Genomic DNA, 20976 nt, shown 5'->3' with positions numbered 1-20976 from the left:
TAAATCATAAAGAGGAGTTTCATAGATACATACTGTTTATGTACCTTAATTGGCGAGACTGGATAGAGGAGGTGTTTTGATGTACGCAGTTGTAGTTACTGGAGGAAAGCAATACAGAGTTGCACAAGGAGACGTTATATACGTTGAAAAGTTAAACGCTGAAGTTGATACAACAGTTGAACTTGACAATGTTCTTGTAGTAAGCAAGGAAAGTGGAGAGTTAGTTGTTGGAAAACCTGTAGTTGAAGGAGCTAAAGTTACTGCTAAGGTTTTAGCTCAAGGAAAAGGCAAAAAAATACTTGTTTTCAAGTATAAGAGAAAGAAAGACTACAGAAAGAAACAAGGACACAGACAACCATATACAAAACTTCAAATAGAAGCAATTAATGCTTAATTATGGTTACTGTAGAGTTTAAGAAAAAATCTTGTAATTTGGTTTCAGTTGCTTTAAAAGGTCATGCAGAATCAGTAGATGAAGGATACGATTTAGTATGCTGTGCTGTTTCTAGTATATCTCAAACTATCTTATTAGGAATAGTTGAGGTTTTAAAGTTAAAGATTGATTACTCTATAGATGATGGCTTTCTAAGCTTTTCATTAGAAGACTTATCTATTGATGAGATAAAAGAGTGTCAAGTACTTATGGAAACTATGTTACTTGGTTTGAAAAGTGTAGAATTAAATTACGGTGAATATATAAAAGTTAAAGTAGAGGAGGTGTAGTACATGTTACTTATGAACCTTCAGTTATTTGCTCATAAAAAAGGAGTAGGTAGCTCAAGAAACGGTAGAGACAGTGAATCCAAAAGACTTGGTACTAAATGTGCTGATGGACAATTCGTTTTAGCTGGAAACATACTTGTTAGACAAAGAGGAACAAGAATTCATCCAGGAAATAACGTAGGCAAAGGTAGTGACGATACTCTTTTCGCTAAAATCGACGGAGTAGTTAAATACGAAAGAGTTGGAAAAGATAAGAAAAGAGCTAGCGTATACCCTGTAGTTGTTGAAGAAGCAATAGCAGAATAGTTTTAACATAAAGCACCCTTAAATAGGGTGCTTTTTTAAAGCTTTAAAGAGTTGAACAAAATTCCACAAAAGAACAATAATTTTAGCAAATTTTGTGGTATTATATAAGCAGGATATTAGAGAAGAATAAGTTTGGGTTTATTAATAAAATTAACATAGTCCTTATAGGTATTTTTTAAAATGCTATATTAAAAAATAATGTTTAGCTAACAATATATTCAATTAACTTTTAAGATAGAAACATATAAATTTGAAAGAAATCGCGTAAAGCATTCATATATATTTTTATGGATTCAGTTTATGGGAATAATAATATTTAAATGCATAGATGCACAAAAATTTTAGTAGTTAACTATAAAAAAAGGAGTGAATACTTATGTTCGTAGATACAGCCAAGATATTTGTTAAATCCGGAGATGGAGGAAATGGATCTATTTCTTTTAGAAGAGAAAAATATATACCTTTAGGTGGACCCGATGGAGGAGATGGAGGAGATGGAGGAAATGTTATTCTAGTAGCAGATCCAAATATGACTACTCTTTTAGACTTTACATATAAAAAGAAATATGTAGCAGAAAGAGGTGGCAATGGAGAAGGCTCTAAATGTTTTGGTAAGGATGGAGAAAATTTATATATAAAGGTTCCTATGGGAACGGTAGTAAGGGACATTGCTACTGATAAAATAATGGTTGATTTATCTCATTCAGGAGATGAGTACGTAATAGCAAAAGGAGGAAGAAAAGGAAGAGGAAACGTAAGGTTTAAAACAGCTACTAGACAGGCGCCAGATTTTGCAGAACCAGGTATGCCTGGTGAAGAGAGATGGGTATCCTTAGAACTTAAAGTTCTTGCAGATGTTGGTTTACTGGGATTCCCAAACGTAGGGAAATCGACTTTACTTTCAGTAGTAACAAAGGCTAAACCTAAGATAGCTAATTATCATTTTACTACTTTAAATCCTAACCTTGGAGTTGTAGATATGCCAGGAGTTCCAAGCTTTGTAATTGCTGATATTCCAGGAATAATAGAAGGAGCTTCAGAAGGAGTAGGACTTGGAATAAAGTTTTTGAGACACATAGAGAGAACAAGACTTTTAATACATGTTGTTGACATATCAGGAGTAGAAGGAAGAGATCCTTTTGAAGACTTCTTAAAGATAAATGAAGAGCTTAAAAAATATAGTATAAAACTTTGGGATAGACCTCAAATAATTGCAGCAAATAAGAGTGATATGCTTTATGATGAAGAAATATTTGAAGATTTTAAGAAAAAAGTTGGAGAATTAGGATACGACAAAATATTTAAAATATCCGCAGCAACTAAAAATGGAGTAGAGGATTTAATGAAGGAAGCTGCGAGAATACTAAGCACTATTCCTATAGAAGATATAGAGATAAGTGAAGAAGATAAATTTGTACCTGAAGAAAAGAAATTTACTTACACTATAAAAGAGGAAGAAGAAGGCATATTTGTTGTTGAAGGAAGCTTTGTAGATAGATTATTAGCTAGTGTAAATGTAAATGATCCAGATGCATTAAGATATTTCCATAAAGTTTTAGCCAATAAAGGTGTTATTCAAGAGCTTATAGAAATGGGAATTCAAGATGGAGATCTTGTTAGACTTAATGATTTTGAATTTGAATTTTTATTATAATTTGGAGGTTAAAGCCCTAAATGGGCTTTAACGAGCAATTAGCGAGCGGGAGCGAGGTTAAAGTCCTAAATGGACTTTAACGGGCTGCCTAGCCGAGGAAACTGGCTAGGCAACCCAGTGATTTATTGCTCAGTGTGACCACAAAAGGAGGAAAAATATGATTACAAGCAAGCAAAGAAGTTATTTAAGATCTTTAGCAAATACGCTAAATCCTATATTTCAAGTTGGCAAGGATGGCATAGAGACGAATTTTTTAAAACAAATAGATGATGCTTTAGAGGCTAGAGAACTTATAAAAGTATCTATATTAAATAATAGTGAGTATAGTGCTAGAGAGGCTTCAGATGAAATCTGCAGTGAATTAGGGTGTGAGGGAGTTCAAAGTATAGGAAATAAAATTGTGCTTTATAGAAGATCCAAAAAGAACCCAAGAATAGAGTTGCCATAAAGCAGGAGCGAATATATGATTAAGAAAGCTATTTTTGGCGGAACCTTTGATCCTATTCATAATGGACACCTTTATATAGCTTACGAAGCATTGTATAAGCTTGGATTAGATAAAATAATATTTATGCCCTCTGGTAATCCTCCACATAAACTTGGAAAAAACATAACTGATGGATTTTTAAGATATGAAATGGTAAAAATGGCGACAAGAGGGGAAGAACGATTTGATATAAGTGACTATGAAATAAGAAAATCTAATCTAAGCTATACTTATGAGACACTAAAATACTTTAATAATATTGAGCCGGACACAGTATGGCATTTTCTTACCGGTGTGGACTGTCTAATGGATATTGATAATTGGAAAAACTCTGAGGAGATTTTTAAACTTTGTAAATTTATAGTATTTAACAGACCGGGATATAGTATGGAAAATATACAAGAGCAAAAAAATAAGGTTGAAAAAAAATACTCTAATGGGATAATATTCTTAGATGTACCTCCTTTAGATATTTCATCAACTAATATAAGAAATGCTGTAATGAAAGAAAAGAATGTAAGTTATCTTTTGCCGGAAAGCGTGTATAATACTATTAAACAATTAAATCTTTATTTTGATATATAAGGCAAGTTGTATTATTTGTAATTAACTATTTTGGAGTGATTAAGGGATGTGGAGCGAGGATAGAATTCAAGATTATTTAAAACAAAATCTTAAATATAAAAGATATGAACATAGTTTAAGTGTAAGAGATACAGCAGTTAAACTAGCTAAAATTTATAATGTAGATATTGAAAAAGCAAAAATAGCTGGATTAGTACATGATTGTGCTAAAAATATGAATGATGATCAGCTATTGAACATAGCATTAAATCATGAAATAAGAATAGATGAAGTATGTAAAGAAAGTCCCCAGTTAATTCATGGAGCAGTTGGATCAATACTCGCTGATGAAATAATGGGTATAAGCGATGAAGAAACACTTAATGCTATTGCTTATCATACTACTGGAAGAAAAAATATGAGTATGCTTGATAAAATAGTATATATAGCTGATTATATAGAACCCTTGAGGAACTTTCCGGGGGTTGAAGAATTGAGAAACATAGCTTTTAAAGATATAGATAAAGCACTACTGAAGTCTTTTGATAATACTATAAAATTTGTCATTGATAGAGGGCAACTTCTGCATTTTGATACTATAGAAGCTAGGAATTATGTACTTTCTATAAAATAATTGAAAAATTTATATACAAAACCAAAGATTTTGATATAATAGTAGTGTTTGGAGAAATTTATAATAAAGAGATAATAAGTATTAACTTACTTATGTTATTAAAATATTAGGAGGATTCATAATTATGGAAAAGAAAATAATAAGCACAACAAATGCTCCAGGAGCAGTAGGACCTTACTCACAAGCTGTTAAAGTTGGAAACTTAGTATTTACATCAGGACAAATTCCACTAGATCCAGCAACTGGAGACTTAGTTGGTGGAGATGTACAAAAAGCTACTGAAAGATCATTAGAAAACGTAAAAGCTATTCTTGAAGCAGCTGGAACATCATTAGACAAAGTTATTAAAACAACTGTATTCGTAAAGAATATGAGTGATTTTACTGCTGTTAACGAAATTTACGCAAAGTATTTCCAAAAAGATATGCCTGCAAGATCATGTGTGCAAGTAGTACTTCCAAAGGATGCTTTAGTTGAAATAGAAGTAATTGCATTAGCTGAGTAATCTAACTTACATATGAGAGTGAACTTTTAAAGTTCACTCTTTTATATAGGACTCAAAGCCTGGAAATCTTTGAAATTCTGTATATATTAAAAATAATCTTATATTTGATATTAGTCACGTTCAAATAAATAGCAAGCCAGTGGAAAAGTATGTTTTGTCTCGCTATTTAATTTAATGTGTCTTAATTGTGAGGAAATAACATGAAGGAAAATAAGCTTATATTTAAGGTTGAAGCTGAAGATGAAGGATTAAAACTTAGAGAATATCTAAAATCTAAACAAAAGTTATCCAGCAGGCTTATAAAAGGTGCAGCTATAGAAGGAAGGATAACTGTAAATGAGAAAATAACTAAGTTAAACTATGTAGTTAAGCATAATGATGAGATAGGGTTTAATGTAGTTAAAGAAGAAAGTCAAAATATAGATCCAGAAAAAATGGATATTGAAGTGGTTTACGAGGACAGTGATATCATTGTAGTAAATAAACGACCAGGAATAGTAGTTCATCCTACAAAGAGTTACCCTAATGGAACATTAGCTAATGGTCTATTATACTACTTTAAAGAAAAAGGCGAGAACTGTATTGTGAGACTAGTAAGCAGACTTGACATGGATACATCAGGATTAATCATAATAGCTAAGAATCAATTCTCACATATGGCTCTGGCACGAGACATGAGCAATGAAAATTTTGAAAAGAGTTATTTGGCAATTGTGCATGGCAATATGAAAGAAAAACAGGGAACTATTAATCTTCCTATATATAGAACTGGCGGAGATACTATAAAAAGAATTGTAGATGAGAGAGGCCAGGAAAGTGTAACGCATTTTAAAGTAGTAGGAAGCTTTAATAAAGGTGATTTGGTAGAGCTTACTTTAGAAACAGGCCGAACGCACCAAATAAGAGTACATTTAACTCATCTTGGACATCCGTTATATGGAGACAGCTTATATGGAACAGAAGATGATAGTGATTATATAGAAAGACAGGCCCTTCATGCCTATAAATTAAAATTTCCACATCCAAGGACTGGAGATATCTTAAGTTTAGAGACAGATATACCAGAAGATATGAAAGAACTACTGGATAAAATTAAGAGCTGATGATAAGCAAAAGGCTAAAATCATCAGCTCCTTATTTTATTAATTTTTACCAATTAATTTAAGTTTTTTTAAGATCAATATAAGCACTGCAAAAATTACAATTATAGCAGGTATTATATATTGAAGTTTTAAAAAGTTACTTTCAAGTAATTTAGATTGAAATACTTGTTTTAATTGATGATTATTTCCACTTGATAGTTTTAAAGTACCAATATTTTTATTATCTAAGGTGATAGTTGCTTCACTAACTACATCACCTTGTTTGAAATTTTTATCAGATAAGTTTTTATTATTTACATCAAATTTAGCATTAGGATTGCTACCCTTCTCCTTAACATAATAAAAGTCAGTGGAAGCAAGCAAAGGTATACTATCATCATTTTTAGTATAAGTTGTTACTAAGTCTCCTTTAGAAAATAAACGAACAAGTTCAAAATTATTGAACCCATAATTAAATAAAGCGGCGGCATTTGGGAAAAATGTCTTTTCCTTATCATGAATTAAAGCTACTATAAGGGTTTGACCATTTCTTGTTGCACAGGATACATAAGAATGTTGAGATTGAACAGTATATCCTGTTTTACCACCTTGGCAACCTTCATAATAAAGGGTAGAAGATTTTTGTATTAACTTATTTTCATTCCATAGAGGACGCTCGGATGAACTCTTATTAGTGGTTGGTATTTTATAAAAACTTGTAGTAGCAATTTTGGTGTACTCTGGATGCTTTGACAGCTCTTTCATTATAAGAGCTAAATCCATAGCAGAAGTTTTATGTTTATCATTATATAAACCACTAGGGTTAACAAAGTTAGTATTTTTACATCCTAGTTCTAAAGCTCTTTTATTCATTTCTTCTGCGAATTTATCAGTAGATCCGCTTATATGTTCAGCAAGGGCTTCTGCACAATCATTACCAGAAACAAGGAGCAAACCATATAATAAATCCTGAACCTTTAATTCTTCACCTTCAAATAAATATATCTTACTTCCTTCAGCCAATGGAGGATTTTTACCAACCTTAACTACATCATCTAGTTTAGTTTTTTCTAAAGTCAAAAGTGCAGTCATTAGTTTGGTTGTAGAGGCAGGAGGATAAGCTCCATACGCATTTTTTGCATACAGTACTTCACCGCTTTGAGCATCCATTAAAACAACACCATCTGCAGATACAGCCGGTGGATTATCTTTAGCAAAGGTTATATAGTTAATATTTGAAAAAATAAGTATAAACGATATTATAAAGGTTATTAATTTTCGCATTTTAGCCTCCTAAAACATTGTTAATCATAATTATATCAAAAAAGAACGGCTTATGCGACAGAATTTTTATAAACCTGTCAATAATCTAAATATATAAGTAAAATATCACGTGTAGGAGGGTAAAATGCGAAATAAGAAAAAAATTATTGGTTCAGTTATTATACTAATTATATTCGCCATATTTTTAGGTGTTGGATATTATATATCAAAACCGTCTAAAGAATTTAATAGTAAAGAAGTATTTAATGAAACAACTTCTATAGAAAGTAAAGATAATAAAGAAATAACAGTATACATAAATGGAGAAGTAAAGAATCCTGGAGTTTACAAAATAAAAAATGATAGTAGAATAGAGGAATTAGTAAAGATGTCAGGAGGATTTACCGAGAGTGCGGATAAGTTTAAACTAAATTTAGCAAAAAAATTAAGAGATGAGGACTACATATATGTAGATAAAAAAGTTGAAGGTCAAGCTAATGCTGTTAGTAATTCTACACAATCATCAGCAGGGACTAGTTCGACGCAAGGCGGTAAAATAAATATAAATTCTGCTTCAAAGGAGCAATTAAAAACCATTCCAGGCATAGGAGATGTTACAGCACAAAAAATTATTGATTATAGAGAGAAAAATGGTAGTTTTTCAACCGTTGAAGATTTAAAGAAAATTGACAGAATGGGAGAAAAAACGTTGGATAAAATAAAAGACAAAATTGACGTTAGGTAATATCTAAAATAAAATTTAGTAAGCGATTCTTTGAATTTCTTACTTTTTGTATATGTAATTACATTTCTAATAAAACAATATGGGTAAATTGTTTAAAAAATAAGTAAAGTATTATATAATAAAGTAAAACTTGAAAAATTTTGACGGGAGGTGTCAATATGACAGAGAAAAGGCTTACAGAGTTAACGAAAACATCAGGATGAGCGGCTAAAATAGGGCCGGAGACCCTATCAAAAATACTAGGTAAATTACCTAAGATGGAAGATAAAAACTTGATAGTTGGAATAGAAACTTCTGATGATGCTGCAGTTTATAAATTAAATGACGAAATGGCTGTTATACAAACATTAGATTTCTTTACGCCAGTAGTAGATGATCCTTATACTTTTGGTCAAATAGCTGCAGCAAATTCTATAAGTGATGTTTATGCAATGGGTGGTAAACCTACAGTAGCTTTAAATATAGTGTGTTTTCCTAATTGTTTATCCATAGATATTTTAGGTGAAATATTAAGAGGTGGAGCAGATAAAGTAATTGAAGCAGGTGCAGTAGTTATTGGTGGTCATACAGTAGAAGATGACGAACCAAAGTATGGGTTATCTGTAATGGGAATGGTTCATCCAGATAAAATTTTGAAAAACTTTGGTTCAAAAGTTGGAGAGGATGTTATTATAACTAAACCATTAGGTACTGGAATAATAAATACTGCTATAAAAGGAGAAATAGCATCTAAAGAAGCATATGATATGGCAGTAAAAGTTATGTCTACATTAAATAAATATGCAGGAGAAATAATAGTAAATTATAATGTTTCGGCATGTACAGATGTAACTGGTTTTGGACTAATGGGGCATGGATATGAAATGGCATCAGCTTCAGGAGTTACATTAAAATTATATAAAGATAAAATACCGTATATTAAAGAGGCAAAAGAATATGCAGAGATGGGTCTTGTGCCAGCAGGTTCTTACAACAATAGAAGATATATAGAAGGTAAATTTGAATTTAATGATACTCCAGAGTGGATGAAGGATATATTGTTTGATCCTCAGACATCAGGAGGGCTTTTGATAACCTGTTCAAAAAAAGAAAGTAATAAAATGATGAAGGAACTTTCACAATTAGAAATACCATCGGCAGTTATAGGAGAAGTGATACCGCAGCAAGGTGAAAATTACATAATAATAGAATAGCTTAAAAGGTGGGGAGAAAGTGGAAAAAAATCAATTATTGAGAAATCTACCTAAAATAGATGAACTCTTAAAAGAAGAAATCGTAATTAATGAATTAAGCTCTACAATGAGGACTATCGTTGTTGAGTCTTTAAGAGAAACTATAGATAGCTACAGAGATCTTATATTAAAGGGTGATATAAAGGAATATTCAAAGGAAGATATTCTAAAAAGTTTTTTAGAGCTTTTAAGTGATAAAAAAGGTTCAAATTTCAAAAAAGTTATAAATGCAGCAGGTGTAGTTATACATACAAACTTAGGAAGATCACTACTCGCTAAAAAGGCTTTAGAAAACGTTATTAATGTAGCTGACAATTTCAATAACCTTGAATATGATTTGAAGAAAGGTCAAAGAGGCTCAAGATACAGTCATGTAGAGGAACTTATTAAAAAAGTAACTGGTGCGGAGGCAGCGGTAGTTGTAAACAATAATGCAGCAGCAGTTATGCTGGCGTTAAATACTTTATGCAAGGATAAAGAAGCAATTGTTTCTCGTGGCCAGTTAGTTGAAATAGGAGGTTCTTTTAGAGTACCTGATGTTATGACTTTTAGTGGAGCAAAGCTTGTAGAAGTTGGAACAACAAATAGAACTCATTTATATGATTATGAAAATAATATAAATGAAAATACAGGTGTTTTATTAAAGGTACATACATCTAACTTTAAAATTCTTGGATTTACAGAAGATGTATCTGTAGAAGAATTGGTTGAAATTGGGAATAAAAGGGATATACCGGTAATTGAGGACATAGGAAGTGGTACGCTAGTAGACTTTTCTAAATACGGATTTACCTATGAACCAACTGTACAAGAAAGTATTAAAAAAGGAGCTGATGTAGTAACTTTTAGTGGAGATAAAATGCTTGGAGGACCACAAGCAGGAATAATTGTAGGTAAGAAGAAGTACATAGATAAAATGAAAAAAAATCAGCTTACGAGAGCGCTAAGGATAGATAAAATGACGCTTGCAGCACTGGAAGGAACTCTTAAATATTATTTAGATGAGACAGAAGCAGTAAAAAACATACCTACACTATATATGATACTAAGTTCTAAAGAGGAACATAAGAAGAGAGCACAAAGACTCAAGAGAAGACTTCAAAATAGAGCAAATAATTTTAAATTTGCTTTAGAAGAGGATTATTCCATGGTAGGTGGGGGATCGATGCCAGCGGAGAGAATCGAGACTTATGTGATAAAAGTTAAAAGTGATAAGTTTTCTCCACAGGAATTAGAAAGAAAGCTGAGAGAAAATAAGACACCTATAATAATTAGAGTATCAAATAATGAGGTAGTTTTAGACTTAAGAACTATTTTTGATAAGGATTTTGACACAATCGTTGATGCTTTTGATGCACTAGATTAAAAGGATAGGGAGAGCGGGTGGTAAATTATGAAGCATATTATAGTTGGCACAGCTGGACATATAGATCATGGAAAGACTACTCTTATTAAGGCTTTGACTGGCAGAGAAACAGACACTTTGAGAGAAGAAAGAGAAAGAGGAATATCTATAAATCTTGGATTCACATTCTTTGATCTACCTTCAGGAAAAAGAGCAGGAATCATAGATGTACCTGGACATGAAAAGTTTATAAAGAATATGTTAGCTGGTATAAGCAGCATTGACATAGTTTTATTAGTAATAGCAGCAGATGAGGGAATAATGCCTCAAACAAGAGAGCATTTTGAAATTCTTCAATTATTAAATGTTAAGAAAGGCATAGTTGTTCTTACTAAGGCAGATTTAGTTGATGAAGAGTGGCTGTCGATGATAAAAGAAGACATCAAAAATGAATTTAAGGGAACATTTCTCGAGGATGCTCCTATGCATTCAGTATCTTCTAAAACTGGGGCTGGTTTAGAAGCATTGATAAGAAATATAGATGAATTTACAGAGGAAGTAGAAGCTAAAGATACACAGGGACATTTTAGACTTCCTGTAGACAGAGTTTTTTCTGTAAGCGGCTTTGGTACAGTAGTAACAGGAACTGTAATAAGCGGTTCTATTAAGGAAGGTCAAACTATAGAAGTTTATCCGGCAAAGGTTGTATCTAAAGTAAGAGGAATTCAAATACATGATCAGTCTGCCAAAATTGCGGAAGCAGGTCAAAGATGCGCAATAAACATAGCAAACGTAAAGGTTAGTGACGTTAAAAGAGGAGATGTCATATCTGTTGAGGACTTAATGGAACCATCTCTAATGGTTGATTGCAAGTTATATTATCTAAAGAGTGCATCAAGGCCTTTAGAAAATAGGCAGAGAGTAAGACTTTATCATGGAACTAGCGAGATTATATGTAGAGTAGTAATACTAGATAAAGAGCAAGTAGAACCTGGAGAAGAAGCATATGTGCAATTAAGATTAGAAAATCCTCTAACTGCTCAGAGAAATGATAGATATGTAATTAGAAGCTATTCTCCTATGGATACTATAGGTGGAGGCTCTATTATTGAACCTCTTGCCAAAAAAGCCAAAAGATTTAACAAAGAATATATAGAAGAGCTAAAGATAAAAGAAAGTGGAAAAACAGAAAGCATATTAGAAAATAATATTAAAAATTTAAGTGAAGGATATCCGAGGGCTGTAGATATATTAAAAGCTTTAGGAAAAAATGAAGAAAACATTGAGAATAATCTAGAACAGTTAATTAATGATAAAAAGATAGTAAAATTTGATAATGGTAATAAAGCAATATATCTTCACAGTGAATTTATTAGTGGAAAAGTAGCAGAACTAGAGAATATATTAAGTAAATATCACAAAGAAAATCCGCTTAAGTGGGGAATATCGAAAGAAGAAATAAAAAATAAGATATTTGGAAAAGCAATAAAACAGAAAATTTATGATCAGATGATCGAAATGCTTATAAATTCTCAGATTATAAACATGCATGGCAGCTTTATTTCATTACCTGATTTTACAATAAATTATACTAAAGATCAAAAGTTGATAAGAGAAAATATTATAAAAGCATTTAAAGCCGCTAAATTTTCACCACCAAAATACAATGAACTTGAGTCTGCACAAAATGACAGTAAAAACTTTAAAATGGTTTTTCAATCTATAATGGATGAAGGTGCTTTGATTAAGGTATCTGAAGATTGTTTTTTCCTTTTGGAAGATTATAATAAAGTAAAGGACTTAATCATAAGATTTATAACAGATAACGGAAGTATAACTTTAGCACAACTAAGAGACGAACTAGATACAAGTAGAAAATATGCTATGTCACTTATAGAACACTTTGACAGCATAAAGTTAACTAAGAGATTAGAAGACAAGAGAGTACTTTATTAAAATCATATTTTCCCATACTTATTGTGGTATTATTAAAAGTAATACAATTAATTACATAATGTGATGTTATATAATGCTGAAAAATGTTGACATAATAATTTTTATAAATTATAATACTTTATGTAATTAGATTTGGGAGTAGATAGGTGCTGGTGTGCCTGCCGGTCTTCAAAACCGTTCTGCCGTGCTAAGACCACGACGGGTGGGTTCGATTCCCACATATTCCCGCCAATATAAAAAGATAACCTCTAAGCTAGTAATATCAATGTGTTACATAGTTTAGAGGTTTTAATGTTTTACGAAAATCCACTAAAAATCGTGCAGTAGTTGTGCAGTAAAATTTAAAAGAGATTATTTATTTTTTCAACAGCTTTTATTTTTTCATCTGGCATGACATGAGTGTATATATTCATAGTGGTTTTTATATCACCATGACCCATTAAGGTTTGAACTGTTTTTATTGGAATACCAGCCTCAAATAATCTGGTACAATATGTATGCCTTAGTGAATGAAACTTTTTATAAAGAATATTGGCTTTTTTTAATATACTTTTATATCGCTTGGTTAAATATCTGCTATCAAGATAATCTCCAAGTTCTGTAGCAAATACTACATCGTTATCCTGGTATAGGTCCTTATTTTTAGCTTTTTCAGTATTTATAAATTCTTTATATTGCTTTAATTCATCAATAACTTTAGAGGGGACAGGAATAGTCCTTATACTATTCTTGGTCTTTGGTGTTTGCTCAATAATTTTACTTTCTCTACTACCATCTTAAGATACAATATAAACTAATTTTATTGATTTACTAATCGAAACTGTATTATTGATAAAATCAATATCACTCCATTTTAACCCTAAGAGCTCACCTTGCCGCATACCAGTTCCTAAAGCCATTACAAACAACATTTTTAGCCTGTGACCTTCGAGAAAGTTTATAAGGGCCTTTTGTTCCTCAACTGAAAACACTGTTATTTCGTCTTTTTTCTCTACTTTAGGTAATGTTATAAGATCACATAGTTCTTAGCAACATAACCTTGTTTTAAGGCTTCATTAAGGCAAGTTTTAAGGTTTTTATTTATCATCTTAATTGTATCTGCTGTTTTGTTAGATTTAAATAAACTATTATAATACATTTGAATGTCTGCAGCTCTTAAGTCAGCTAATTTCTTTTTACCTATCTGAGTATCTTTAATATAATTTCTATATATACCCTCATAACGTTCAAGAGAAGAAGGCTTTAAATCATTAATTCTAAAATCAAATAGCCATGTGTAAAACCATTGTTGTAGGGTAATTTTATCATTAGAAGGTAATAGTCCTGCATTACTTTTTGCTTTATATTCAGCCATTTTATTAACAACTTCTTGCTTCTTAGAACCATTAAATGACTTTCTTATAAGTTTTCCATTTTCATCATATCCAATAGTAAGCATACCTCTATAATAGGCTTTTCCGTTTTTTTCATACTTGTATATAGTACCTTCACCATTGGCTTTTGATCTAGATTTAGGCATAGTTAATCACCTCTTTAAGATTATATCTCAGATTTGGTAGTATTGAAGTATAGTATCAAATCACAGTAATAATTTATCATTTATTTTTTATTTTGAAGAACTTCAAATAATCTATCTAAAAGTACATTATGTTTTTCTTTAAAATATTCAAAAGTATTTGGGTTTCCGTCGAGTTCTGGTATACCTAATACATTAAAGAAATGATTGTTTTTATGTGTAACATGTGTCTCCTATATATTTCTGTATAAATCGTAAATAATTTCTAGTATTTTTGTATTTTTACTATTAACATAACCATTAATGGAACTAAGTCGCCGAAAGTTGCTCCATTAGAAGAAGTATTAATCAATATTTATTTTAATGTTATACCTTTTTTAATTAAAAAATATAATGAAGACTGTGCTAAAGGTTGGGAGACTCAAGAGTGTAATTTTAAAAAGAAATTGGCAGTTGATATTATATTGAAATTGATGCAGCAGAATGATGTTAAAATTGGTGAACTGCAAAGTGCTTATAATAAAAGTATACTTTAGATTTTAAATTATAAGAAAGAGTATAGTTTGAACCATACTCTTTCTTGATATTACCTATTTTTTATATTCATATAATTAAGAAGTATATGACACGGATGCTCCAACTACCCCTATTATATCAAACAATTCTATAATAATATTAATATCCAATATCATCTATAAGCCAAGGTGAATTATTATCTTTCCTAATAACATACATCCAGCATTGATTTTTTCCACTTTCCTCAGCTGTCTGCGCTCCTTCCTTATATTTCACATCATAAAAAACTTTATATACTTTTACATTTTCGGCCTTAACTCCATTAGTTTTTCCCTTACCAGCAGATAAATAACCTTCTTTAACTTGAGAATTAGTTTCTTCGCTTATATTAGTAACTTTAATGTAATCTAATTTTTTAAATAATGATTCAAGATTAGACTTACCATAGTCTTTTGTTAATGTTGATAACATACCTTCTTTATTTTTTTCATTTTCATATTTATAATAATTTTCTACTACTTGTTTAGGGTCTGATAAATTTGTATTGCTAGATACTTGTTTAGAATTTGTTTGATTTGTAGCATCAGTGCTAACAGTTGAAGCTTTTTTAGTACAACCACTTAGTATAAGTAATAAACTTAAGCTCATACATATGCATATAAATTTTAATTTCACTTTATTCTCCACCTTTTACTTATTTTTGAAATAAAACTAATATTATATATAATTATAACTATTCTTCATTTAGATTCCAATACTATATATTAAACTTTATTTATACCCATTAAAATATTGTTTATTTAAGATAGCTTTTTATGTTCTAATAAAAAAACCTATCTTAAATATTAGGTATTCCCTTTATTTATTAGATAGATTTTTTTATATTATTTTTTATTACTTTAGTAACGTATTCCAATTACTCTGCAATTAGAATACTTGCCAGGATATACATTATTTAAATTTACATCATGTGCATTGGCGCTATGTGCTGAATAATAAACTCCTGTATAATCCTTAGTAGTTACTATTGCACTATGAGACCACGTACCTAAATTAGAATTATAAAATTGCAATACATCTCCACGGCTGCATATATTCTTATTGCTTTCAAATCCTACTCCACCATTCATCAACCAATTGTAAAGAGGGATAACACAACGCCAATACTCACTAGCACCATTTTTATTACCCCACCAGTAACCAGTTTGTGAAACACCTCCATAATTTAAACATTGTGAAACAAAGTTTGTACAATCTCCACCCTCGTATTCATAATCGTAGAAATTAGGATTTTTATCATGTCCTTGACGAGTCCAATCTTGAGCATATGCAGCTGCTGAAATTCCACCTCTTGTTTCTGCATATAAAGATGAAGATAGATTTTTCATATTATTTTTAGATTTGTTTAATAATTCTTGAGATTTTTCTTCATCTATTTTGTCTTGGTTTTTTTTCGCATTTAAATCTGCTTGTACATTTGAAAATTGTTCTTTTAATTTTTTATAATTGGTTTTAGTATCATAATTAGCAGCTAAACTTAGTCTTTCTATATTAGAATTATGCTCATCATTTAACTCTACAACATCTTGTATTTTCCATTGACCATTTATATTTTTTAAAACAAATTTATATTTTAGTAATTGTTGTTGTTTTGTATTAGGAGCATTGTCAAACACCATTGTTAAATCATTTTTTGCAATTACACTTGCGGTATCATTATTAATATTTAAGTTATCATATGTAATTTGAGTATCATAATTATTAAGTTTGTAGTTAATTCCTTTATACCATTCTGAATAATAATTATTTTTTGTTTGTTCATATTCTTTCAAGTCATCATTACATATTAAATTCTTAGAGTCACTTGCCTTAAAATTTTTTATTGATTCTAATTGATTGTTAAAATAAGAATGAATAGTATTATCTATGTTCCTTTCTACAATATCATTACTACTAGCAGCTTGGACATTGCTAAATGTCAAAGCAGTCAAGGTACAGCCTAATAATAATGTTTTTAATAAATGTTTGTACATATACGTCACGCCTTTCTTTATTTTCATTTTTAGAACATGATGCTAAATATATGCAAAATATAACAAGCTTGTTATTTATAAATATACCATAAACACAAAAAAATGTAAGATTAATGTCGTGAAGTGCCATTTTTAAGTCGTGATCTATATAATAAAGGTTTATGGAACTAAATTCCTTAGTGTGGGTTTTATTGAAAATGTTGGTTGCGCCATTATATAGTATATTCCCCTATAAATCATTAAAAGTATGATCAGAAAGACCGCATGAGGTACTCAGTTTATACACACACTGAAAATTTTCAAATTCCTTTGATATCTTTTGTAAATTGATGAAACACTTTAAGTATATTGTTAATTCGGTAAAGATATAGAAGATCCAGGAGCTATTCATATTTTAATGGCCATGGGGTCATAATCTCAAAAGGTACTGTCAGCAAGTGTCAGACCTGCGGTACTTGCGAGCCTCAAAACTCCGCTAGGCATAAAAAAATTTTTTTGAAGTGTCGCCGTCCGAGGTGGTAGATTCCCATGGTTATGCGATTCTTATTTTATAATTCGGACAATCCGCTATATTGGGTGGCCATTTTGATTTGCGAAAGTTTATAGCAGTAAATCATTTTCACGGAATTCTGTAGAAGCGATAAAGTACTCCCCGATATTATGAAGCAACTTTACTTTTTTGACTCTCTAAAAAGGAATTGACAGTAATGTAGAGATAATAGAGTCCTTAAAAAAGAGGCATGCGAACTTTGCAAACTCCCTAAAAAGAGCGCAGAAATGCTATAGAAAGTGGGTTTATAGTTTTGTGAAATGAGAAATCCATTAAGCTAAAAAGAAGAATTTATAGCATGAATAAATTTAGAACAGATCAAGAAAATTTTATAGGTGAGTATAAGTTTTTTAAGGCTGCAGTCAAAAACATAGATTTAGATATAGAAGAGTGCTCTGATTCTATTGAGGATGTTAAAAGATTAGAACAATTAAAGCAAAATTATGTTAAAAAAGTGAATATAATAGATTCATTCTTAAATAGTTTAACTGAAGCAGTATAGAAGAATAGTCATTTTAAAATATATTGAAAGAAAAACCAGTAAGTTTATAGCTGAAGAATTTAATACTATCTCTCAAAAGATAGAATATAAGGTTTCTTTAATAAAAAAATTAATATTAGAGTTGGAGTGTGAATAAAGATGATTTTAAGTAAGAATGAAGCATGGCTATTAGCGACAGGATCAAGCTTTGATAAAGAGGATATAAGAATTAAATTAAATGAAGCTTTGATATTAAATAGAGATAATGAAGTAAAGAAGATTTACTATATAGCTGATATTGAAGAAGCTAAGGAGCTATATAAAAAGTATAAGAAAACCTATAGGAGAAGATTAGGGGGATTTAAAGATGAATTCATTAGTAATACACTTATCGTTAAGTTGTTAGAAAACTCATTATAGTATTTGCATTGATATGTCTCAAAAGTCATCTATACATTTTGAGACATATCAATTATGTTGAAAATTAAAGAGTATTCACGATATCGTGAATATATAGAACGTAATTTAATTTAATTGAGTTTGAATATATTCGTTACCAATAGGTATAATAGAATTAGTAAATGAGCATAATAAAAACAGGGTGCGCCAACACCCTGTAGTATACAATTCTAGTTGCTTAGGCAGCTGGCAAAGCTAAGATTATAAAAAAGTAGCCATTACCATTCGCACCGGTGGGCTACTTTTTTATTTTATCTATAAGCACGACAATTAAATTTATCAAAGCTATCAAAAATGATAGAGCAGCAAAAACCACTATAAACATTTCGTACATATGTATCACCCCCCTTCTTAAAGGGATAGCGATACCAGTCGCCCACATGCAACTATATTGAATTGTACATAAATATTTTAGCATAATTATGTATCAACGACAATATTTGGCTTAAATGTGTGATTATAAGTTTAGTAGTATATCATGAATTTATTATTAATAGTTATATTTATAAGGTAACAAATGAATAGTGATTAGATTAGAGGATTATCTATTATAATGTAGAATAAACTAATATATTGTTTTACAAGAATAGAATGTTAATGAAATAGAATCATTTAGTAAAGAGGGTATGTTTTATGGGGAAAAAAACTAATTGAAAATAATATAAAGTGGAATAATTTTTTTGTAGAACCTGATCAATTTGGAATACATAAAGATTGTACATTTGAAATATCACCAAGAGATTTTCTTGCATATGCAAAAGAAGACTTAAAAAAAACTAGTGATATTGTACATAATTCTATTAATGTAACTACAAACGCTAAAAGAGCAATTGATTGTCAAATTGACTGGTTAATAACCACGTTAGGATATGATTTTAGGAATTTTGATAAATGTAAAGTGATCCAAGATTTTATTAATAAAAGAAGCGATTCAAATAGTCAAATAAATGGTGAAAATAGAAAAATTGAATTTATAAATTTATTAGGTTTATCACCCAAAATACTAATATCAAAATATAGGTTTATTAGAAACAAGCTAGAGCATGAACATAAGAAGATATCTGAAGAAGAGGCAGTGGAAATTCTTGAGCTAGCAGAATTCTTTATTAATGCTAGTGATTATAAAATAAGGTATGACTTTCCATATACTTTCTGTATAAATAATATTGATAAAGAAACACGAACATATGACATGTATTTTTTACTTAACGAAATACCTTCATCAACTATAGAAATAATCAGTGTAATTGATGAAGATAGGTATGAAATAAAAATAAAAAATAATGAGGATTTGTATATGCAGATGTTAGAGCTTGTTATAAACAAGAACTTTAATAAAATGCCTAAGTTATTGGAGTACGATATTCCAGAGGAATGTATTAAAGTACAATTTGATTATATATAACACTCTTATAGTGCAGCTTATAAATGGCGAAAATAGAGGGAATAAGACGAACGAATTATAAAGGAATTTATCGGAAGATGCAGAAATAATTATATTAGAAAAAAGGGGGGATGTGATCAGATATTACAAAGAACTAGAGTTGGTAAAAATGGTTCTGATGGATGGAAAGACTTAACGGATTTTATGAATCCAGTTTTATTTTTAAAGCATTGGATGGCTGTAATGAACAATATATATGATGGAAGGAAAATTACCAAGTCTGCTTATGAAGAGTACAAAAATATTATATTATCTTCAACATCTTATGTGATGAGACAGCCAACAGAAGGAGAATTTAAAGATGCAGGTATGGATGAGATATTGCCATTCTAAAAAAGAACCGAATGGTTCTTTTTTATTGTTATAGAGAGAATAGTAAGAATTAAAGTTAATTATAACATTTTATTTGTTAAAAATGATAAGATAGAGAGGCGAAAGTGTTGAGGAAGTATTTCACAGAATTCGGTCTGAATGTATATACATCATATAAGACATTAATTCCAGTAGAACACCTAGATAAAGTACAGGATGATGCAAAATATCACATATATATGATATTAGGTGTCCCGAGAATTATCATTGAAAAAGATAGCATTGTTACTCAGGAAGATAGCATAGATTTTTCTATAAAACAAATAAATAGAGGAGAAGAAATAGAATATAAAATTGAAAAAGTATCTTTAATAGATGGTCTTGATCATAATAATATACAATTTAATGTTAGGTATCCATACACTCAATTAAATTGTAAGATTGAAAATAGCTTTTTAAAAAGTTATTATGAAAATAATAGACGTGCGTTAGGCTGTAGTGAAGAAGAGTTTATAAATCTCTGCAATACCCCAATAGATGCACAAGTATTTTTAAATCAGTATTTATATGCAAAAGGTGATCCTTTAGAAATGAAGGTATTATATATAGGGCAGGCATATGGAAAACATGGTGAAAGACTTGCACAAGATAGGCTTACATCACATGAAACTCTACAGAAAATATTAACTGACTGCCATAGTAAATATCCAGATAAAAGGATATTTATACTGCTTTTAGAAATGACCCCTATGTTAAATACTACTTTTGATGGAATAACTAAGGAATACTCAGCTAACGAGAAAGAAGAAAGTGAACACTTTAAAAATGGTCTTTTAAATTTACCATTATATAATCAAGTTATTAATATAACAGAAGCAGCACTAATAAATTACTTTAAACCAATTTATAATACTAATTTTGTAGAAAATTTTCCATGCGACAGACATAAAGGATATAAGCAGTATTATGATTTAGATTATAACTGCATGTCTGTTGAATTGGATTTAGAATTTGACTATATTCCTAGAATTGTATTGTATTCTGATTCAAGTAAAATACAAAGCAGTTTTGACTTTGTACAATATAATCTATTTAACGATCCAAATAGAAAGAATATGTATGAGATTTTCTCTAAACAGTAGTTTAAATTTACATTAGAAGATTAGTTG

Annotated in this window: 22 protein-coding genes, 1 tRNA gene and 1 pseudogene; 19 read left to right on the top strand and 5 right to left on the bottom strand. The window is 30.2% G+C overall.

Going from position 1 to position 20976, the window contains the following annotated elements; genetic code table 11:
* Positions 1-79 precede the first annotated feature (79 nt).
* The 9 genes from rplU (at position 80) to ACZ5N4_RS22360 (ending at position 5976) form a co-directional block, all read left to right on the top strand.
* Positions 80-394: a 50S ribosomal protein L21 gene (rplU, locus tag ACZ5N4_RS22400; protein WP_464204703.1), complete on the top strand. Its 315-nt coding sequence runs from the start codon at positions 80-82 to the stop codon at positions 392-394.
* Between the two features lie 2 nt (positions 395-396).
* Positions 397-723, top strand: coding sequence for a ribosomal-processing cysteine protease Prp (locus ACZ5N4_RS22395; protein ID WP_464204702.1), 327 nt, complete (start codon positions 397-399; stop codon positions 721-723).
* A 3-nt stretch (positions 724-726) separates the two neighbouring features.
* Positions 727-1029, top strand: coding sequence for a 50S ribosomal protein L27 (gene rpmA / locus ACZ5N4_RS22390; protein ID WP_178906014.1), 303 nt, complete (start codon positions 727-729; stop codon positions 1027-1029).
* A 376-nt stretch (positions 1030-1405) separates the two neighbouring features.
* Positions 1406-2683 carry a GTPase ObgE gene (gene obgE / locus ACZ5N4_RS22385; protein ID WP_464204701.1) on the top strand — a complete coding sequence of 426 codons (1278 nt, stop codon included), beginning with the start codon at positions 1406-1408 and terminating at the stop codon, positions 2681-2683.
* Positions 2684-2840: 157 nt separating this feature from the next.
* Positions 2841-3131 carry a ribosome assembly RNA-binding protein YhbY gene (gene yhbY / locus ACZ5N4_RS22380; RefSeq protein WP_464204700.1) on the top strand — a complete coding sequence of 97 codons (291 nt, stop codon included), beginning with the start codon at positions 2841-2843 and terminating at the stop codon, positions 3129-3131.
* Positions 3132-3146: 15 nt separating this feature from the next.
* Entirely contained in the window at positions 3147-3755 is a 609-nt protein-coding gene (gene nadD, locus ACZ5N4_RS22375; RefSeq protein WP_464204699.1) for a nicotinate-nucleotide adenylyltransferase, read from the top strand.
* Positions 3756-3801: 46 nt separating this feature from the next.
* A complete protein-coding gene (yqeK, locus tag ACZ5N4_RS22370; protein WP_464204698.1) occupies positions 3802-4368 on the top strand; it encodes a bis(5'-nucleosyl)-tetraphosphatase (symmetrical) YqeK in 567 nt (188 codons plus the stop codon).
* 124 nt (positions 4369-4492) lie between these two features.
* Positions 4493-4873, top strand: coding sequence for a RidA family protein (locus ACZ5N4_RS22365; RefSeq protein WP_464204697.1), 381 nt, complete (start codon positions 4493-4495; stop codon positions 4871-4873).
* 200 nt (positions 4874-5073) lie between these two features.
* Positions 5074-5976, top strand: coding sequence for an RluA family pseudouridine synthase (locus ACZ5N4_RS22360; RefSeq protein WP_464204696.1), 903 nt, complete (start codon positions 5074-5076; stop codon positions 5974-5976).
* Positions 5977-6015: 39 nt separating this feature from the next.
* Here ACZ5N4_RS22360 and ACZ5N4_RS22355 read toward each other — a convergent pair whose 3' ends face one another.
* Positions 6016-7239 carry a serine hydrolase gene (locus tag ACZ5N4_RS22355; protein WP_464204695.1) on the bottom strand — a complete coding sequence of 408 codons (1224 nt, stop codon included), beginning with the start codon at positions 7237-7239 and terminating at the stop codon, positions 6016-6018.
* A 124-nt stretch (positions 7240-7363) separates the two neighbouring features.
* Between ACZ5N4_RS22355 and ACZ5N4_RS22350 the strand changes: the two genes are divergently transcribed.
* The 5 genes from ACZ5N4_RS22350 (at position 7364) to ACZ5N4_RS22330 (ending at position 12727) form a co-directional block, all read left to right on the top strand.
* A complete protein-coding gene (locus tag ACZ5N4_RS22350; RefSeq protein WP_464204694.1) occupies positions 7364-7963 on the top strand; it encodes a helix-hairpin-helix domain-containing protein in 600 nt (199 codons plus the stop codon).
* 158 nt (positions 7964-8121) lie between these two features.
* Complete coding sequence (gene selD, locus ACZ5N4_RS22345) at positions 8122-9156, top strand: selenide, water dikinase SelD (RefSeq protein WP_464204693.1); 1035 nt, start codon at positions 8122-8124, stop codon at positions 9154-9156.
* Between the two features lie 19 nt (positions 9157-9175).
* Positions 9176-10561 (top strand): L-seryl-tRNA(Sec) selenium transferase, encoded by a 1386-nt coding sequence (gene selA, locus ACZ5N4_RS22340; protein ID WP_464204692.1) that lies wholly within the window; start codon positions 9176-9178, stop codon positions 10559-10561.
* 27 nt (positions 10562-10588) lie between these two features.
* Positions 10589-12496, top strand: coding sequence for a selenocysteine-specific translation elongation factor (gene selB, locus ACZ5N4_RS22335; RefSeq protein ID WP_464204691.1), 1908 nt, complete (start codon positions 10589-10591; stop codon positions 12494-12496).
* Positions 12497-12630: 134 nt separating this feature from the next.
* Positions 12631-12727: transfer RNA gene (locus ACZ5N4_RS22330), tRNA-Sec, on the top strand.
* 218 nt (positions 12728-12945) lie between these two features.
* On the opposite strand, the pseudogene ACZ5N4_RS22325 reads toward ACZ5N4_RS22330, so the two are convergent.
* From ACZ5N4_RS22325 to ACZ5N4_RS22310, 4 genes and pseudogenes are all read right to left on the bottom strand, one after another.
* Positions 12946-13407 (bottom strand): annotated as a pseudogene (locus tag ACZ5N4_RS22325) (site-specific integrase); the annotation flags it as partial.
* A gap of 95 nt (positions 13408-13502) precedes the next feature.
* Positions 13503-14015 (bottom strand): tyrosine-type recombinase/integrase, encoded by a 513-nt coding sequence (locus tag ACZ5N4_RS22320; RefSeq protein ID WP_464204690.1) that lies wholly within the window; start codon positions 14013-14015, stop codon positions 13503-13505.
* A gap of 672 nt (positions 14016-14687) precedes the next feature.
* Positions 14688-15176, bottom strand: a complete 489-nt coding sequence (locus ACZ5N4_RS22315) for a DUF4829 domain-containing protein (protein WP_464204689.1) — start codon at positions 15174-15176, stop codon at positions 14688-14690.
* 251 nt (positions 15177-15427) lie between these two features.
* Positions 15428-16561 (bottom strand): amidase domain-containing protein, encoded by a 1134-nt coding sequence (locus tag ACZ5N4_RS22310; RefSeq protein WP_464204688.1) that lies wholly within the window; start codon positions 16559-16561, stop codon positions 15428-15430.
* Positions 16562-17409: 848 nt separating this feature from the next.
* Here ACZ5N4_RS22310 and ACZ5N4_RS22305 point away from each other — a divergent pair.
* From ACZ5N4_RS22305 to ACZ5N4_RS22285, 5 genes are all read left to right on the top strand, one after another.
* Positions 17410-17613: a hypothetical protein gene (locus tag ACZ5N4_RS22305; RefSeq protein ID WP_464204687.1), complete on the top strand. Its 204-nt coding sequence runs from the start codon at positions 17410-17412 to the stop codon at positions 17611-17613.
* A gap of 138 nt (positions 17614-17751) precedes the next feature.
* On the top strand, positions 17752-18012 hold the full coding sequence (locus ACZ5N4_RS22300; protein ID WP_464204686.1) for a hypothetical protein: 261 nt from the start codon (positions 17752-17754) through the stop codon (positions 18010-18012).
* A gap of 937 nt (positions 18013-18949) precedes the next feature.
* Positions 18950-19456: a hypothetical protein gene (locus tag ACZ5N4_RS22295; RefSeq protein ID WP_464204685.1), complete on the top strand. Its 507-nt coding sequence runs from the start codon at positions 18950-18952 to the stop codon at positions 19454-19456.
* Between the two features lie 183 nt (positions 19457-19639).
* Positions 19640-19828, top strand: a complete 189-nt coding sequence (locus ACZ5N4_RS22290; protein WP_464204684.1) for a hypothetical protein — start codon at positions 19640-19642, stop codon at positions 19826-19828.
* Between the two features lie 104 nt (positions 19829-19932).
* Entirely contained in the window at positions 19933-20949 is a 1017-nt protein-coding gene (locus ACZ5N4_RS22285) for a hypothetical protein (protein ID WP_464204683.1), read from the top strand.
* The last annotated feature ends 27 nt before the right edge of the window (positions 20950-20976 follow it).

The sequence above is a fragment of the Clostridium nitrophenolicum genome (genome assembly GCF_055391695.1).
Note: the sequence above shows the minus strand (reverse complement) of the source record. Positions and strands in the feature narration are given on the sequence as shown.

Bases quoted from the DNA above. Each gene is read 5' to 3' on its own strand.
- yqeK (WP_464204698.1), top strand. From the start codon at position 3,802: ATGTGGAGCGAGGATAGAATTCAAGATTATTTAAAACAAAATCTTAAA.
- ACZ5N4_RS22355 (WP_464204695.1), bottom strand. From the start codon at position 7,239: ATGCGAAAATTAATAACCTTTATAATATCGTTTATACTTATTTTTTCA.
- ACZ5N4_RS22320 (WP_464204690.1), bottom strand. From the start codon at position 14,015: ATGCCTAAATCTAGATCAAAAGCCAATGGTGAAGGTACTATATACAAG.
- ACZ5N4_RS22310 (WP_464204688.1), bottom strand. From the start codon at position 16,561: ATGTACAAACATTTATTAAAAACATTATTATTAGGCTGTACCTTGACT.
- nadD (WP_464204699.1), top strand. From the start codon at position 3,147: ATGATTAAGAAAGCTATTTTTGGCGGAACCTTTGATCCTATTCATAAT.
- selB (WP_464204691.1), top strand. From the start codon at position 10,589: ATGAAGCATATTATAGTTGGCACAGCTGGACATATAGATCATGGAAAG.
- ACZ5N4_RS22360 (WP_464204696.1), top strand. From the start codon at position 5,074: ATGAAGGAAAATAAGCTTATATTTAAGGTTGAAGCTGAAGATGAAGGA.
- yhbY (WP_464204700.1), top strand. From the start codon at position 2,841: ATGATTACAAGCAAGCAAAGAAGTTATTTAAGATCTTTAGCAAATACG.
- ACZ5N4_RS22300 (WP_464204686.1), top strand. From the start codon at position 17,752: ATGATTTTAAGTAAGAATGAAGCATGGCTATTAGCGACAGGATCAAGC.
- ACZ5N4_RS22365 (WP_464204697.1), top strand. From the start codon at position 4,493: ATGGAAAAGAAAATAATAAGCACAACAAATGCTCCAGGAGCAGTAGGA.
- ACZ5N4_RS22290 (WP_464204684.1), top strand. From the start codon at position 19,640: ATGAATCCAGTTTTATTTTTAAAGCATTGGATGGCTGTAATGAACAAT.
- ACZ5N4_RS22350 (WP_464204694.1), top strand. From the start codon at position 7,364: ATGCGAAATAAGAAAAAAATTATTGGTTCAGTTATTATACTAATTATA.
- ACZ5N4_RS22305 (WP_464204687.1), top strand. From the start codon at position 17,410: ATGAATAAATTTAGAACAGATCAAGAAAATTTTATAGGTGAGTATAAG.
- rpmA (WP_178906014.1), top strand. From the start codon at position 727: ATGTTACTTATGAACCTTCAGTTATTTGCTCATAAAAAAGGAGTAGGT.
- obgE (WP_464204701.1), top strand. From the start codon at position 1,406: ATGTTCGTAGATACAGCCAAGATATTTGTTAAATCCGGAGATGGAGGA.
- rplU (WP_464204703.1), top strand. From the start codon at position 80: ATGTACGCAGTTGTAGTTACTGGAGGAAAGCAATACAGAGTTGCACAA.
- ACZ5N4_RS22315 (WP_464204689.1), bottom strand. From the start codon at position 15,176: ATGAGCTTAAGTTTATTACTTATACTAAGTGGTTGTACTAAAAAAGCT.
- ACZ5N4_RS22395 (WP_464204702.1), top strand. From the start codon at position 397: ATGGTTACTGTAGAGTTTAAGAAAAAATCTTGTAATTTGGTTTCAGTT.